Source organism: Pseudonocardia sp. ZF1, from assembly GCF_056835605.1.
The window spans coordinates 1,765,161-1,779,497 of sequence record NZ_JAJNBY010000001.1; the positions used below are offsets into that span (position 1 = coordinate 1,765,161).

At 71.8% G+C, this 14,337-nt stretch carries 12 protein-coding genes; 7 read left to right on the forward strand and 5 right to left on the reverse strand.

Features of this window, described 5'->3' with window-relative positions:
• Nucleotides 1-4: 4 nt before the first annotated feature.
• Together ZF1_RS08780 and gltB are read right to left on the reverse strand one after the other, a co-directional pair.
• Nucleotides 5-1,456 (reverse strand): glutamate synthase subunit beta, encoded by a 1,452-nt coding sequence (locus ZF1_RS08780; protein ID WP_482636966.1) that lies wholly within the window; start codon nucleotides 1,454-1,456, stop codon nucleotides 5-7.
• Nucleotides 1,449-5,933, reverse strand: a complete 4,485-nt coding sequence (gene gltB, locus ZF1_RS08785) for a glutamate synthase large subunit (RefSeq protein ID WP_482638687.1) — start codon at nucleotides 5,931-5,933, stop codon at nucleotides 1,449-1,451. The genes ZF1_RS08780 and gltB overlap by 8 nt, the downstream gene beginning before the upstream one ends.
• A gap of 586 nt (nucleotides 5,934-6,519) precedes the next feature.
• On the opposite strand from gltB, the gene ZF1_RS08790 reads away from it, so the two are divergent.
• On the forward strand, nucleotides 6,520-7,341 hold the full coding sequence (locus ZF1_RS08790; RefSeq protein ID WP_482636967.1) for a (2Fe-2S)-binding protein: 822 nt from the start codon (nucleotides 6,520-6,522) through the stop codon (nucleotides 7,339-7,341).
• Nucleotides 7,342-7,378: 37 nt separating this feature from the next.
• Here ZF1_RS08790 and ZF1_RS08795 read toward each other — a convergent pair whose 3' ends face one another.
• The 3 genes from ZF1_RS08795 to ZF1_RS08805 are packed head-to-tail and all read right to left on the reverse strand — an operon-like array spanning nucleotide 7,379 to nucleotide 8,930.
• Nucleotides 7,379-7,741, reverse strand: coding sequence for an Asp23/Gls24 family envelope stress response protein (locus tag ZF1_RS08795; protein WP_062401256.1), 363 nt, complete (start codon nucleotides 7,739-7,741; stop codon nucleotides 7,379-7,381).
• Complete coding sequence (locus ZF1_RS08800; RefSeq protein WP_062401258.1) at nucleotides 7,738-8,310, reverse strand: hypothetical protein; 573 nt, start codon at nucleotides 8,308-8,310, stop codon at nucleotides 7,738-7,740. Before ZF1_RS08800 ends, ZF1_RS08795 begins: the two co-directional genes overlap by 4 nt.
• The gene (locus ZF1_RS08805) at nucleotides 8,301-8,930 is read right to left on the reverse strand and encodes an RNA polymerase sigma factor (protein WP_476654196.1); all 630 of its coding nucleotides are present in this window, start codon (nucleotides 8,928-8,930) and stop codon (nucleotides 8,301-8,303) included. The genes ZF1_RS08800 and ZF1_RS08805 overlap by 10 nt, the downstream gene beginning before the upstream one ends.
• 118 nt (nucleotides 8,931-9,048) lie before the next feature.
• Here ZF1_RS08805 and ZF1_RS08810 point away from each other — a divergent pair, with 118 nt between their 5' ends.
• The 6 genes from ZF1_RS08810 (at nucleotide 9,049) to clpX (ending at nucleotide 14,303) form a co-directional block, all read left to right on the forward strand.
• The gene (locus ZF1_RS08810; protein ID WP_073578081.1) at nucleotides 9,049-9,222 is read left to right on the forward strand and encodes a CsbD family protein; all 174 of its coding nucleotides are present in this window, start codon (nucleotides 9,049-9,051) and stop codon (nucleotides 9,220-9,222) included.
• 74 nt (nucleotides 9,223-9,296) lie between these two features.
• Nucleotides 9,297-9,602, forward strand: coding sequence for a hypothetical protein (locus ZF1_RS08815; RefSeq protein ID WP_346107599.1), 306 nt, complete (start codon nucleotides 9,297-9,299; stop codon nucleotides 9,600-9,602).
• A gap of 211 nt (nucleotides 9,603-9,813) precedes the next feature.
• Nucleotides 9,814-11,259 carry a trigger factor gene (gene tig, locus ZF1_RS08820; RefSeq protein ID WP_482636968.1) on the forward strand — a complete coding sequence of 482 codons (1,446 nt, stop codon included), beginning with the start codon at nucleotides 9,814-9,816 and terminating at the stop codon, nucleotides 11,257-11,259.
• Between the two features lie 295 nt (nucleotides 11,260-11,554).
• Nucleotides 11,555-12,151 carry an ATP-dependent Clp protease proteolytic subunit gene (locus tag ZF1_RS08825; protein ID WP_062404398.1) on the forward strand — a complete coding sequence of 199 codons (597 nt, stop codon included), beginning with the start codon at nucleotides 11,555-11,557 and terminating at the stop codon, nucleotides 12,149-12,151.
• 29 nt (nucleotides 12,152-12,180) lie between these two features.
• Nucleotides 12,181-12,843 carry an ATP-dependent Clp protease proteolytic subunit gene (locus ZF1_RS08830; RefSeq protein WP_062404399.1) on the forward strand — a complete coding sequence of 221 codons (663 nt, stop codon included), beginning with the start codon at nucleotides 12,181-12,183 and terminating at the stop codon, nucleotides 12,841-12,843.
• A 170-nt stretch (nucleotides 12,844-13,013) separates the two neighbouring features.
• Nucleotides 13,014-14,303 carry an ATP-dependent Clp protease ATP-binding subunit ClpX gene (gene clpX / locus ZF1_RS08835; protein WP_020625701.1) on the forward strand — a complete coding sequence of 430 codons (1,290 nt, stop codon included), beginning with the start codon at nucleotides 13,014-13,016 and terminating at the stop codon, nucleotides 14,301-14,303.
• Nucleotides 14,304-14,337 lie beyond the last annotated feature (34 nt).

The following is a 14,337-nucleotide window of genomic DNA, read 5'->3' on the forward strand; positions in this document are numbered from 1 at the left end:
GACGTCAGGCGATCTGGCGGTCGCCCGGGTCGATCGGGCGGGGCAGCACCGAGCGGCCGGTGAGCCACTCGTCCACACCGGCGGCCGCGGAGCGGCCTTCGGCGATGGCCCACACGATCAGCGACTGGCCGCGGCCGATGTCACCGGCGACGAACACACCGTCGACCGAGGACATGTAGCGGTCGTCGCGGGCGACGTTGCCGCGCTCGTCGAGATCGACCTCGAGGTCGTTCAGCAGGGCGCCCTTCTCCGGGCCGACGAAGCCCATCGCGAGGAGCACCAGCTGGGCCGGGAGCTCCTTCTCGGTGCCCTCGACCGGCTCGAAGCCCTTCTCGCCGCGCGTGACCTCGACGATCCGGATGCCGGCGAGCTTGCCGTCGGCGTCCTTCACGAACTCGGTCGTGTTGACCGAGAACAGGCGTTCGCCGCCCTCCTCGTGGGCCGAGGAGACGCGGTAGACCATCGGGTAGGTCGGCCAGGGCATGCCGTCGGTGCGGTGCTCCGGCGGCGTCGGCATGATCTCCAGCTGGGTCACCGACTTCGCGCCCTGACGGTGCGAGGTGCCCAGGCAGTCGGCGCCGGTGTCACCGCCGCCGATGATCACGACGTCCTTGCCCTCGGCGGAGATGGGCGGCGCGTCCATGTCGCCCTGCTGCACGTGGTTGGCCCACGGCAGGAACTCCATCGCCTGGTAGACGCCCTCGGCGTCGCGGCCGTCGGCGGGCAGGTCGCGCCACGCCGTCGCGCCACCGGCGAGGACGACCGCGTCGAAGTCGGCCCGCAGCTGCTCGACGGTGATGTCGGTGCCGACGTCGACCGAGGCCCGGAAGTGGGTGCCCTCGGCGACCATCTGCGCCAGGCGCCGGTCCAGGCGCGCCTTCTCCATCTTGAACTCGGGGATGCCGTAGCGCAGCAGCCCGCCGATGCGGTCGGCCCGCTCGAACACGACGACGTCGTGCCCCACCCGGGTCAGCTGCTGGGCGGCGGCCAGCCCGGCCGGACCCGACCCGACGACGGCGACCTTCTTGCCGGTCTTCACCTCGGGCACCTGCGGGCCGACCCAGCCCTCGTCCCAGGCCTTGTCGATGATCTCGATCTCGACCTGCTTGATCGTGACCGCGTCGTCGTTGATGGCCAGCACGCACGCCGCCTCGCACGGGGCGGGGCACAGCGTCCCGGTGAACTCCGGGAAGTTGTTCGTGGCGTGCAGCCGCTCGATCGCCTCCCGCCAGTCGTGGCGGTAGACCAGGTCGTTCCACTCGGGGATGAGGTTCCCGAGCGGACAGCCCTGGTGGCAGAACGGGATGCCGCAGTTCATGCAGCGCCCGGCCTGGGACTCCAGGGTCGTGGTCGGGAAGTCCTCGTAGACCTCGCGCCAGTCCATCAGCCGCAGGTCCACCGGCCGCCGGGTGGGCGTCTGCCGAGGAGTGGTCATGAAGCCCTTGGGGTCACCCATGAGCAGCCTCCATGATCGCCTGGTTGACATCGCGGCCCTCGCGCTCGGCGTTCTCCGTCGCGAGCAGCACGCGCTTGTAGTCCTTGGGCATGACCTTGCCGAACCGCTCGACCGCGTTGTCCCAGTCGGTGAGCAGCGCGTGCGCCACCGCGGAGCCGGTCTCGGCGTGGTGCCGCTCGACGAGGTCGTGCACGATCGAGCGGTCCTCGTCCGACAGCGGGTCGAGGTCGACCATCTCCGGGTTGACCCGGTTCTTGTCGATGTCGAGCAGGTAGGCGACGCCACCGGACATGCCGGCCGCGAAGTTGCGCCCGGTCCGCCCGAGGACGACGACCCGGCCACCGGTCATGTACTCGCAACCGTGGTCACCGACGCCCTCGACGACGGCCACCGCGCCCGAGTTCCGGACGCAGAACCGCTCGCCGACGACACCGCGGATGAACATCTCGCCCGAGGTCGCGCCGTAGCCGATCACGTTGCCGGCGATGACGTTCTCCTCGGCGGCGAACGGCGACGACGGGTCCGGCTGCAGGGTCAGCCGGCCACCGGACAGGCCCTTGCCGAAGTAGTCGTTGGTGTCGCCGACCAGCCGCAGCGTGATGCCCTTGGGCACGAAGGCACCGAAGCTCTGCCCGGCCGCGCCGGTGAACGTGATGTCGATCGTGTCGTCGGGCAGGCCCTTGCCGCCGTGCGCCCGGGTCAGCTCGGACCCGAGCATGGTCCCGACCGTGCGGTTGACGTTGCGCACCGGCAGGTCCAGGCGGACCCGGTCGCCGTTGCGCAGCGCGCCCTCGGCCAGCTGGATCATGGTGTTGTCCAGCGCCTTGTCCAGGCCGTGGTCCTGCTCGCGGGTCCGCTTGCGCGGCGCGTCGTCCGGCACGTCGGCGATCCGGAAGATCGGCGAGAGGTCCAGGTGCCGGGACTTCCAGTGCTGGGCGGCGGAGTCGACGTCGAGCACGTCGGCCCGGCCGATCGCCTCGTCGAGCGAGCGGAAGCCCAGCCCGGCGAGGATCTCGCGGACCTCCTGCGCCACGAACCTCATGAAGTTCACGACGTACTCGGCCTTGCCGTTGAACTTCTTGCGGAGCTCCGGGTTCTGCGTCGCGACGCCCACCGGACAGGTGTCCAGGTGGCAGACGCGCATCATGATGCAGCCCGAGACCACCAGCGGGGCGGTGGCGAAGCCGTACTCCTCGGCGCCGAGCAGCGCCGCGATGACGACGTCACGACCGGTCTTGAGCTGGCCGTCGGCCTGGACCGTGATCCGGTCGCGCAGCCCGTTGGCCATCAGCGTCTGCTGGGTCTCGGCCAGGCCGAGCTCCCAGGGACCACCCGCGTGCTTGATCGAGGACAGCGGCGAGGCGCCGGTGCCGCCGTCGTGGCCCGAGATGAGCACGACGTCGGAGTGCGCCTTGGACACGCCGGCCGCCACGGTCCCGACGCCGACCTGGGACACCAGCTTCACGTGGATGCGGGCCCGCGGGTTGGCGTTCTTCAGGTCGTGGATGAGCTGCTTGATGTCCTCGATCGAGTAGATGTCGTGGTGCGGCGGCGGCGAGATGAGGCCGACACCCGGCGTCGAGTACCGGGTGGTCGCGATCCACGGGTAGACCTTGCCGCCGGGCAGCTGACCGCCCTCACCGGGCTTGGCACCCTGGGCGATCTTGATCTGGATGTCGTCGGCGTTGACCAGGTACTCGCTGGTGACGCCGAACCGGCCGGACGCCGCCTGCTTGACCGCGCTGCGGCGCGAGTCCCCGTTCGGGTCCGGGGTGAAGCGGTCCGGGTCCTCGCCGCCCTCACCGGTGTTCGAGCGGCCGCCGATGCGGTTCATCGCGATCGCCAGGGTCTCGTGCATCTCCTGGGAGATGGAGCCGTAGGAGATCGCACCGGTCGCGAACCGCGTCATGATCGACTCGATGGACTCGACCTCGTCGATCGAGACCGGCTCGCGCAGGCCGTCCTTGAACCGGAACAGGCCGCGCAGCGTCATCAGCCGCTTCGCCTGCTCGTCGACGGCCTTCGTGTACTCCTTGAAGACCTCGTACTTCCCGGCCCGCGTGGAGTGCTGCAGCTTGAAGACGGTCTGCGGGTTGAACAGGTGCAGCTCGCCCTCGCGGCGCCACTGGTACTCGCCGCCGACCGGCAGCGCCCGGTGCGAGGCACGGACGTCGTCGGCGGGGTACGCGCGGCGGTGGTGGGAGAGGACCTCCTCGGCGAGGACGTCGAAGCCGACGCCGCCGATCCGCGACGCAGTGCCGCGGAACGCCGAGTCGATGACCTCCGCGCCCAGGCCGACGGCCTCGAAGATCTGCGCGCCGGTGTAGGACGCGACCGTCGAGACACCCATCTTCGACATGGTCTTGCGGACGCCCTTGCCGAGCGCCTTGACCAGGTTCTTCGCCGCGGTCCGGCCGTCGACGCCCGGGACGTCGCCGCGCTCGGCGAGGTCCTCGACCGTGGCCATCGCCAGGTACGGGTTCACCGCGGAGGCGCCGTAGCCGAGCAGCAGCGCGATGTGGTGCACCTCGCGGGCGTCCGCGGACTCCACGACCAGCCCGACGCGGGTGCGCGAGCGCTCCCGGACGAGGTGGTGGTGCACGGTGCCGGTGAGCAGCAGCGACGGGATCGGCGCGTGCTCGGCGTCCACCCCGCGCTGGGACAGCACGATCAGGCGGGCCCCGTTCTCGATCGCGCGGGACACCTCCTGCTTGATCTCGGCCAGCCGCGAGAGCATGCCCTTGCCGCCGTCGCGGGCGGTGAACGTGCCGCGGACGACGTGCGAGGCGAAGCCGGGGAACTCCCCGTCGTCGTTGATGTGGACGATCTTCGCCAGGTCGTCGTTGGTCAGCACCGGGAACGGCACGACGATCGTCCGGCAGTGCGCCGGCGTCGCGTCGAGCAGGTTCTGCTCCGGCCCGAGCTGGCTGAACAGCGAGGTGACGAGCTCCTCGCGGATCGCGTCCAGCGGCGGGTTGGTGACCTGGGCGAACAGCTGGATGAAGTAGTCGTAGAGCTGGCGCGGGCGCTCGGCGATCGCGGCGATCGGCGCGTCGTTGCCCATCGAGCCGATCGGCTCCGCCCCGGTGACCGCCATCGGGCGGAGCAGGACGTTGAGCTCCTCCTCGGTGTAGCCGAGGGCCTGCTGACGCAGGTTGAGCGTCTCGTGGGTCGGGGTCTCGCGGGTACGCGCGGGCAGGTCGTCGAGCCGGATCAGTCCGGCGTGCAGCCAGTCGGCGTACGGCTGCTCGGCGGCCAGCGCGCCCTTGACCTCGTCGTCGTCGACGATCTTGCCGCGCTCGGTGTCGATGAGGAACATGCGGCCCGGCTCGAGGCGGCCCTTGCGGACGACCTTGTCGGGCGCGACGTCCAGCACGCCGACCTCGGAGGCGAGCACGACCAGGCCGTCCTCGGTGACCCAGTAGCGGGCCGGGCGCAGACCGTTGCGGTCCAGCACCGCGCCGATCCGGGTGCCGTCGGTGAACGCCACCAGGGCCGGTCCGTCCCACGGCTCCATCAGCGTGGAGTGGTACTCGTAGAACGCCCGCCGGGCGGGGTCCATCTCGGTGTTGTGCTCCCAGGCCTCCGGGATCATCATCAGCACCGCGTGCGGCAGGCTGCGCCCGGACAGGTGCAGCAGCTCCAGGACCTCGTCGAAGGTGGCCGAGTCCGACGCGTCCGGGGTGACGATCGGGGTCAGCCGCGACAGGTCGCCGGGCAGGTTCGCGGACTCCAGCAGCGACTCGCGGGCCGCCATCCAGTTCCGGTTGCCGCGCAGCGTGTTGATCTCACCGTTGTGCGCCACGTAGCGGAACGGGTGCGCCAGCGGCCACGCCGGGAACGTGTTCGTGGAGAAGCGCGAGTGCACGATCGCGAGCGCCGAGGTGACGCGCTCGTCGTTCAGGTCCGGGTAGAACGCCGCGACCTGGGGCTCGGCGAGCATGCCCTTGTAGATGACGGTGCGCGGCGAGAGCGACGGGAAGTAGGTCTCGGTGTCGTGCTCGACCCGCTTGCGGAAGCAGAACGCCCGACGCTCCAGGTCGATGCCGGCCGGGGCGGTCCCGGGGGAGTCCCCGGCCAGCTCCACGCCGCCGACGAACAGCTGGCGGAACCCGGGCATCGCGTCCCGGGCGATCGAGCCCAGGTCCGCGGCGTCGGGGTCGGTGGGCAGCTCGCGCCACCCCAGGACGGTGAGGTCCTCCTCGGCGGCGAGTTCGCCGATCCGCTCGATCGCCGCGGCGGCCTCGGCCTCGTCACGCGGCAACATCGCGATGCCGGTGGCGTAGGCGCCCTCCGCGGGCAGGTCGAAGTCGGTGACCTCGCGGTAGAACGCGTCCGGGACCTGGATCAGGATCCCGGCACCGTCACCGGTGTTGTACTCGGCGCCACGCGCACCGCGGTGCTCCAGTCGCAGCAGGGCCTCGATGGCCTTCTGCACGATGGCATGGCTGCGCTTGCCGGTGACGTCGGCCAACATGGCCACACCGCAGGCGTCGTGCTCGTGATCGGCGGCGTACAGCCCACCGGGCGAGGGGCGACGCGTCTGGTCACTGATCGCGGCCAACTGCTCCTCCTGTCGTCTCGGTGCACCTGAGTCACCCGCATCGGACGACCCGGACCGGGCAGCTCGCTGCGGTCCGAAGAAAGATCTCAGGATACAGCGCGCAGCCCGAGTGGGACGTGCGACGAGGGCCGTTCAGGTGCACCGTGCCGCCGGGTGGGTGACCGGCGGACGGAATCCTCCTCCGGGCACGCCGAGCGGCCGGGCGCTGACTTCCAGTACCCGGCCATTCCTGCGGCACGGTTCGACCGCACACCCCGGCGAGTGCGGTCTGGCGAGTGCACAGAGTCGCACGTCGCCACCGGGGTGCGCTACTGAGAGCGGCCCACCGGTCCCGTGATGTGGATCGCTGACCATGCGAGCAGGTCAACGTTGCCGTCCCGTGTCCGGACGGTGAGCGAGGCGTGACCATCCGTCGGGACCGGCCTTCTCCTGCATGGGATCGCCGGGGGCGTCCGGACCGTTACGCAACGCGTATCCGGGTCGGGCAGACTGCTCCCCCGTGAACGTGCCCCCGATCCGCGTCGCCACACCCGGGCCGCTGCCTGGTTCACCCGGGCGGGTGACCGACGGCCGGGTGGCGGAGGTCCTCGCCGACGTCGCGACCATCGGTCCCTGGTTCGCGGTGGCGACCCCCGCCGCCTCCGGGACCGTCCGGTGGGACGACCTCCACGCCGCGCCGGTCCCCGGCGGCCCGGACCCGCTCGGCCGGCGGATCGACGAGGTCACCACCGCGCTCGGCGGGGACCGGCGGATCGGTGCCTCGGTGGCGGTGATGGGGCTCGCGGCGCGGATCGTGTCGATGCCCTTCGCGGCCGTCGCCCTGCACGGTGTGCTCCCGTCGCTCGGGGAGCTGCGCCGCGACCCCGGCGCCGACGACCCGTGGGCGCCGAGCCTGCCCGCCGGGTCCACCGGCGTCGCCACCCCGGACGTGGCCGACGACCCGGCCGGCGCCGCGGACCTGCTCGCCCGCGAGCTCGCCGCCACCCACCTCGATCCGCTGTACGCCGCCGTCGCGGCCCGGGCCGTGGTGTCGCCGCGGGTGCTGCGCGGCAACGTCGTGTCCTCGATCGGCGGGGCGGCACGGGTCATGGAGACCGTGCGACGCCCGGACCGGCGCCGCTGTCTGGCCCTGCTCGACGCGCTCGCCGACCACCCGGTGCTGCGCGGGCCGCTGCCGTCGGGTGCCACCGGCCGGCTGCTCCGCCTCGACGACACCGACCCGGACACCGAGTGGGCGTTCCGGCGCCGTTCCTGCTGCCTCTACGTCCGCGCCCCCGGCGGCGGGACCTGCGGCGACTGCGTGCTCGCCGGCCGGGCCTGACCCGCTCCCCGCGCGCGGGGAGAGAGGGGACCGCGGCTCAGGCCGGCAGCGCGATGTCGGCGACGGTCACCCGCACCCGGGCGTCGAGGCCGCACACCGTCGCGACCTCCTCGGTCACCTCCCGGCGCACCCGCTCGGCCAGCTCGGCGCAGTTCGTGCCGAACCGCACCCCGACCGTCACCCGGATCTCGGCCTCGTGCCCGTGCACCGACGCGACCAGGCCCTGCACCCGCAGCTCCTCGGGGACCGGGTCGCGGGGCAGCCAGTCCGCGGCCAGCCCCAGCAGGGTCTGCGTGACGTCGCCCATCAGCGCCGCCACCCCCGGCACCCGCCGGACCCGCCGCGCCGCCACCCGTGCGACGGCCAGGTCGGAGACGGTGACCGTCGTACGCCCGCTCATGCCGGTTCCTCCCACAGGTCCTCGACCAGGATGTCGACCCCGGCGATCGGCACGCCGAGCGTGCGGTCCCCTGCCGAGATCATCATCTGCCGGACGCGCGCGGTGACCGAGGCGAGGTCGACCCCGAACCGGGCCGCGACGGTCACCCGCACCCACACCGCGGCCGGGCCGTCCCCGGAACCGTCCGGGGCGCGCAGCTGCTCGATCCGGCACCGGCGGGCCCGCAGCCCGTCCATCGTGTCCACGACGTGCCGCAGCGCCGCCTCCGCGGTCGGCCTGCCCAGCCAGGCGTCCGGCCCCAGGGCGAGCAGCTCGTGCGGGCGCAGGTCCGCGACGACCGCGCCCATCACCTGCTCCAGCACCGACGGCGGCGGCCGCAGCGGCTCGGCCGCCATCCGCGCCACCAGCCCGCCGAGCCGGTCGTGGTCCGCGTGCGCGCGCACGCAGTGCGGACAGGTCAGCTCGTGCTCGTCGAGCACACCCGCCTCCGCGTGGTCCCAGACATCGGCGGCGTCCCGGCCGCAGGCCAGTGGCTCGACGCGCTCCGCCCCGCTCCTCTCTACCGCCATGCCCGCATCCTCTCCGCCAGTGCCCCGCGCGCCCGGTGGATCCGGCCGCGGACGGCGGTCTCACCCGCCCCGGTGATCTGCGAGATCTCGCTGTAGCCCAGCCCCTCCAGCTCCCGCAGCACCCAGGCCGTGCGCTGGTCCTCCGGCAGCGACGCGACGGCCCGCGACAGGGCCGCCATCTCCGCGTCGACCTCGGCCGCCCGCTCCGGGGTGGGGGAGCGGTCGTCGGCCGGGGCGCCCGGCCCGTCGTCGGTCGGGAGCGGGTCGGTCCGTCGCCGCCGCCGGACCAGCGCGGTGCAGCGGTGGGTGACGATGCGGTACATCCATGTGGAGAAGGCCGCCTCGCCGCGGAAGCCGCCGATCCGCCGCCAGGCGTCGATGAGCGCGTCCTGCAGGGCGTCCTCGGCGTCGGTGGCGTCGCCGAGCACCCGGACCGCGACCCGGAACAGGGCGTTCTGGTGGCGGCGGGCCAGCTCCTCGAAGGCGCCGACGTCGCCGTCCTGGGCCCGGACGACCAGCGTGGTCTCGTCCAGCGCGGCCCGCGACGGCACCCGCGCCGACGGCACGCCGGGGCCCGGAGGCCCGGCGGCCGGTGGGCCGCTGACCTGTGCGTTCGCCATGGACGCCCCGTCGGGGTGTGGGAAGTGGAGGGTGGGGGTAGTCCACCCCGTCAGCGACGGTAGCGACCGGCTCGCACCCCCGCCCGCCGGACACGCGATCAGGAATCAGGTGAGCCCCATGGGTCTCGGAGACAAGATCAGCAACAAGGCCGAGGAGCTGGGTGGCAAGGCCAAGGAGGCCACCGGCAAGGCCACCGACGACAAGGACCTGCAGGCCGAGGGCAAGGCGGACCAGGCCACCGGCAACCTGAAGCAGGCCGGCGAGAAGCTCAAGGACACCTTCACGAGCTGACCCGCACGACGACGACGGCGGCGGCACCCCGCAGCGGGGTGCCGCCGCCGTCGTGTGTGGCTAGGGTCCGACCCGTGACCGACCCCGCCGCAGGACCCGGCCCGCAGGCCGTCGTGGACGCCGTGCTCGCCCACCCGTCGGTGCTGCGGCTCGACGGCGGCCCGTTCGGCTCGATCGCGTCGTACCTGCCCGGGCACCGGGTCCAGGGTGTGCGGCTGGCCGACCCGGTGGAGATCGCCGTCGTCCTCCGGCTGGGCAGGCCGTTCGCCGTGGTCGCCGACGAGGTCGCCGACCGGGTCCGTGCCGTCCTCGGTGACGACACCCTGGCCGTCGACGTGACCGTCGCCGACGTCGGTGCGGGCGGGGCCGTCGCACCCTGACCCGCGCCCGGGCCGTCGCACGGTGACCGGGCTCGCCTAGACTCGCGCGAGCCCCGCCGTCACCGGGCGCGTCCCACGTACCCGGCGGCCGGTGGCACGGGACGCCCGGCGCAGAGCCGGGATCGTCCGGCGCCGGCGGGCGGGGCCACCGACCGGGGGCCGCGCGAGCCGCGGCCCGTTGCAGCACTCGTACCGCCCAAGGAGTTCCACCGTGAAGAGCACCGTCGAGCACCTCAGCCCGACGCGCGTCCGGATCAACGTCGAGGTGCCGTTCGACGAGCTCAAGCCCGACTTCGACCGCGCGTACAAGAAGATCGCCCAGCAGGTCCGCATCCCCGGCTTCCGCCCGGGCAAGGCGCCGGCCCGCATCCTGGAGGCCCGGATCGGCCATGGCCCCGTCCTGGACGAGGTCGTGAACGCCGCGATCCCGGTGAAGTACCAGGAGGCCGTGGTGACGTCCGAGGACGTCAAGCCGATCGGCCGGCCCGACATCGAGGTCACCGAGATCGCCGACGGCGAGCGCATCGCGTTCACCGCCGAGGTCGACATCCGCCCCGAGATCACCCTCCCCGACCTGGACGGCCTGACCGTCGAGGTCGACGAGACCGAGGTGACCGAGGACGAGGTCACCGAGCAGCTCGACCAGCTGCGCGCCCGGTTCGGCACCCTGGCCGGTGTCGAGCGTCCCGCGCAGTCCGGTGACTACGTCCAGATCGACCTCTCCGCCGCCGTCGACGGCACGGAGATCGAGGAGGCCACCACCACCGGCTTCTCCTACGAGGTCGGCCAGGGCGGTCTCATCGACGGCATCGACGAGGCCCTCGAGGGCATGTCGGCCGGCGAGGAGAAGACCTTCACCTCGAAGCTGGTCGCCGGTGAGCACGCCGATAAGGACGCGGAGATCACCGTCAAGGTGACCACCGTGAAGGAGCGTCACCTCCCCGACGCCGACGACGAGTTCGCCCAGCTGGCCTCGGAGTTCGACACGCTCGACGAGCTGACCGAGAACCTGCGCGAGCGTCTGGGCCGGTCCAAGCGGATGGAGCAGGCCGCGCAGGCCCGTGACCGTCTCCTGGACAAGCTCGTCGAGGACACCGAGGTGCCGCTGCCGGAGTCGGTCGTCGCCGCCGAGGTCGAGACCCGCACCCACGACGCGGTGCACGCCTTCGACCACGACGAGGACAAGTTCGGCGAGTTCCTCTCCTCGCAGGACAAGACCCGCGAGCAGTTCGACACCGAGACGCGCGAGGAGGCCGAGAAGGCCGTCCGCTACCGCCTCGTGCTCGACACCCTGGCCGACCGCGAGGAGATCTCGGTCGGGGACCAGGAGCTCACCGAGCGGATCGTCTACCAGGCGCAGCAGTACGGCATGGCCCCGGAGCAGTTCGTCCAGCAGATCCAGCAGGCCGGCCAGCTCGGCGTGATCTACCAGGACGTCCGCCGCTCCAAGGCGCTGATCACCGCGGTGCGCTCCGCCACCGTCACCCTGCCGGGTGGCGAGGCCGTCGACCTGTCCGACCTGCTCGGGCCGGACGAGGACGAGACCACCGTCGAGGAGATCCCCGCGACCGACGTGGACGGTGCCGACGACACCGCCGACGACGCCGCGGACACCACCGCCGACGAGGCCTCCGACAAGGCCGACGCGAAGGCCTGATCGGCGGTCGTCGCGCGGTCCCGCACGACTCGTCGTGCGCTGTCGGCGAACATCGGGCGTCGTTCCCTACGCGGGGCATCCGCTCCGCGTAGGGTCGGCTCCGAACCGGTCCCCAACCGGACCGTGAACGGGTTCGCAAGACCCGACACCGGAGAACCGAGAGCGATCCAGAGGAAGACTCCGGGACCCTCTCCCGTGGCGTCCGCGCCACGGGGGCGGGCCCGACTTCGGAAAGCAGGGTGAAGTGAGCCAGCAGGACACCGGCCCGTCCGCGGGCCGCGGCACCGGGCCGCAGATGCGGTCCGGCATCAGCGCGATGTCGCTGTCCGACTCCGTGTACGACCGCCTGCTCCAGCAGCGCATCATCGTGCTCGGTCAGCAGGTGGACGCGGAGATCTCGAACCGCATCGCGGCGCAGATGCTGCTGCTCGCGGCCGAGGACCCGGACAAGGACATCGAGCTCTACATCAACTCGCCCGGTGGCTCGGTCACCGACGGCATGGCCATCTTCGACACGATGAACCTGATCCCGTGCGACGTGGCGACCACGGCGATGGGCATGGCCGCGTCGATGGGGCAGTTCCTGCTGTCGGCGGGCACCCCGGGCAAGCGCTCGGCGCTGCCGCACGCACGGATCATGATGCACCAGCCGTCCGCGGGCGTCGGTGGCACCGAAGCCGACATCACCATCCAGGCCGAGCAGTTCCGCCGCACCAAGCGGGAGATGGCGGAGCTGATCGCCCAGCACACCGGTCAGTCGGTCGAGACCATCGAGCGGGACTCCGACCGGGACCGCTGGTTCTCCGCGCCGGAGGCCAAGGACTACGGCTTCGTCGACCACGTCGTGACGCACGCCGGGCGGATCGGCGAGCAGAACGGGAGCGACAAGTGAGCACCTTCGACCCTCGCCACCCGGAGTCGATGACCGACCTGCGCGGCCCCGGAGGCTGGGCGCCGGACCCGGCCCGCTCCCGGTACGTGCTCCCGTCCTACGTGGAGCGCACCAGCTACGGGGTCAAGGAGTCGAACCCGTACAACAAGCTCTTCGAGGAGCGCATCATCTTCCTCGGTGAGCAGATCAACGACACCTCGGCGAACGACACCATGGCGCAGTTGCTGGTGCTCGAGTCGCTCGACCCGGACCGCGAGATCTCGCTGTACATCAACTCGCCGGGCGGGTCGTTCACGTCGCTGATGGCGATCTACGACACCATGCAGTTCATCCGTCCCGACATCCAGACCGTCTGCCTCGGGCAGGCGGCGTCGGCCGCGGCGGTGCTGCTGTGCGCGGGCACCCCGGGCCGCCGCATGGCGGTCGAGAACGCCCGCATCCTGATCCACCAGCCGGCCACGCAGGGCGTGTACGGCCAGGTGTCGGACCTGGAGATCCAGGCGGCGGAGATCTCCCGCATCCGCAAGCGGATGGAGGAGGTCATCGCGCGGCACTCGAACCGTTCCGCGGACCAGGTGCGCGAGGACATCGACCGGGACAAGATCCTGACGGCCGAGGAGGCCAAGGAGTACGGCCTGGTCGACGAGATCGTGCAGAGCCGCAAGCTGTCCGGTACCGCCGGCGGCAAGTGACACCCGGGTCACCGGCGGCCGGTTCCGGCCGCCGGTGACCGCCCGGCGACCCGCCGGGGAACCGGACACCGCTTCCGGTCCCCGTGCGGGCCGCGGGCAGGTACCGTCAACCCGCACGGGGCGACGGGCGCGACGCGAGAACGCCGGACCAGGACTGGGGATCGACACCTATGGCACGCATCGGCGACGGCGGGGACCTGCTCAAGTGCTCGTTCTGCGGGAAGAGCCAGAAGCAGGTCAAGAAGCTCATCGCCGGCCCCGGCGTCTACATCTGCGACGAGTGCATCGATCTCTGCAACGAGATCATCGAGGAGGAGCTGGCCGAGGCCGGTGAGGTCAAGCTCGACGAGCTGCCCAAGCCCACCGAGATCCACGAGTTCCTCGACCAGTACGTCGTCGGTCAGGCCACCACCAAGCGCACGCTGTCGGTGGCGGTCTACAACCACTACAAGCGCATCCAGGCGGGCGAGCGCAGCCGTGCCGCGGGCGGCGACGCCTCCGACGGCATCGAGATCGCCAAGTCGAACATCCTGATGCTCGGCCCCACCGGGTGCGGAAAGACCTACCTGGCGCAGACGCTGGCCAAGATGCTCAACGTCCCGTTCGCCATCGCCGACGCGACCGCCCTCACCGAGGCCGGCTACGTGGGCGAGGACGTCGAGAACATCCTGCTCAAGCTCATCCAGGCCGCCGACTACGACGTGAAGCGCGCCGAGACCGGCATCATCTACATCGACGAGGTCGACAAGATCGCGCGGAAGTCGGAGAACCCGTCGATCACCCGCGACGTGTCCGGCGAGGGTGTGCAGCAGGCGCTGCTGAAGATCCTCGAGGGCACCACCGCGAGCGTCCCGCCGCAGGGCGGCCGCAAGCACCCGCACCAGGAGTTCATCCAGATCGACACGACGAACGTCCTGTTCATCGTGGCCGGCGCCTTCGCCGGGCTGGAGCGGATCATCGGCGAGCGGGTCGGCCAGTCCGGTATCGGCTTCGGCGCCGACATCCGCTCGAAGAAGGACCTGGACTCCGCGGAGCGCTTCGCCGAGACCCTCCCCGAGGACCTGATCAAGTTCGGCCTGATCCCCGAGTTCATCGGCCGGCTGCCGATCGTCGCCTCGGTGACCTCGCTCGACAAGGACGCCCTGGTCAAGATCCTGACCGAGCCGCGGAACGCCCTGGTGAAGCAGTACCGCAAGCTGTTCGAGATGGACGGCGTGGAGCTGGAGTTCGCCGAGGACGCCCTCGACGCCGTCGCCGACCAGGCGATCCTGCGCGGCACCGGCGCCCGTGGCCTGCGGGCGATCATGGAGGAGGTGCTCCTCCCGGTCATGTACGACATCCCCAGCCGCGACGACGTGGCGAAGGTCGTGGTGACGGCACAGACGGTGAAGGACAACGTCAACCCGACGATCGTCCCGCGCCAGCCGCAGCGCCGGGAGCGGCGCGACCGCTCGGCCTGAGCCCGCCGCGAGATCCGACCCGACGCCGGTCCCA

Bases quoted from the DNA above. Each gene is read 5' to 3' on its own strand.
- ZF1_RS08780 (WP_482636966.1), bottom strand. From the start codon at position 1,456: ATGGGTGACCCCAAGGGCTTCATGACCACTCCTCGGCAGACGCCCACC.
- gltB (WP_482638687.1), bottom strand. From the start codon at position 5,933: ATGTTGGCCGACGTCACCGGCAAGCGCAGCCATGCCATCGTGCAGAAG.
- ZF1_RS08795 (WP_062401256.1), bottom strand. From the start codon at position 7,741: ATGAGCGGGCGTACGACGGTCACCGTCTCCGACCTGGCCGTCGCACGG.
- ZF1_RS08800 (WP_062401258.1), bottom strand. From the start codon at position 8,310: ATGGCGGTAGAGAGGAGCGGGGCGGAGCGCGTCGAGCCACTGGCCTGC.
- ZF1_RS08805 (WP_476654196.1), bottom strand. From the start codon at position 8,930: ATGGCGAACGCACAGGTCAGCGGCCCACCGGCCGCCGGGCCTCCGGGC.
- ZF1_RS08810 (WP_073578081.1), top strand. From the start codon at position 9,049: ATGGGTCTCGGAGACAAGATCAGCAACAAGGCCGAGGAGCTGGGTGGC.
- ZF1_RS08825 (WP_062404398.1), top strand. From the start codon at position 11,555: ATGCGGTCCGGCATCAGCGCGATGTCGCTGTCCGACTCCGTGTACGAC.
- ZF1_RS08830 (WP_062404399.1), top strand. From the start codon at position 12,181: ATGACCGACCTGCGCGGCCCCGGAGGCTGGGCGCCGGACCCGGCCCGC.
- clpX (WP_020625701.1), top strand. From the start codon at position 13,014: ATGGCACGCATCGGCGACGGCGGGGACCTGCTCAAGTGCTCGTTCTGC.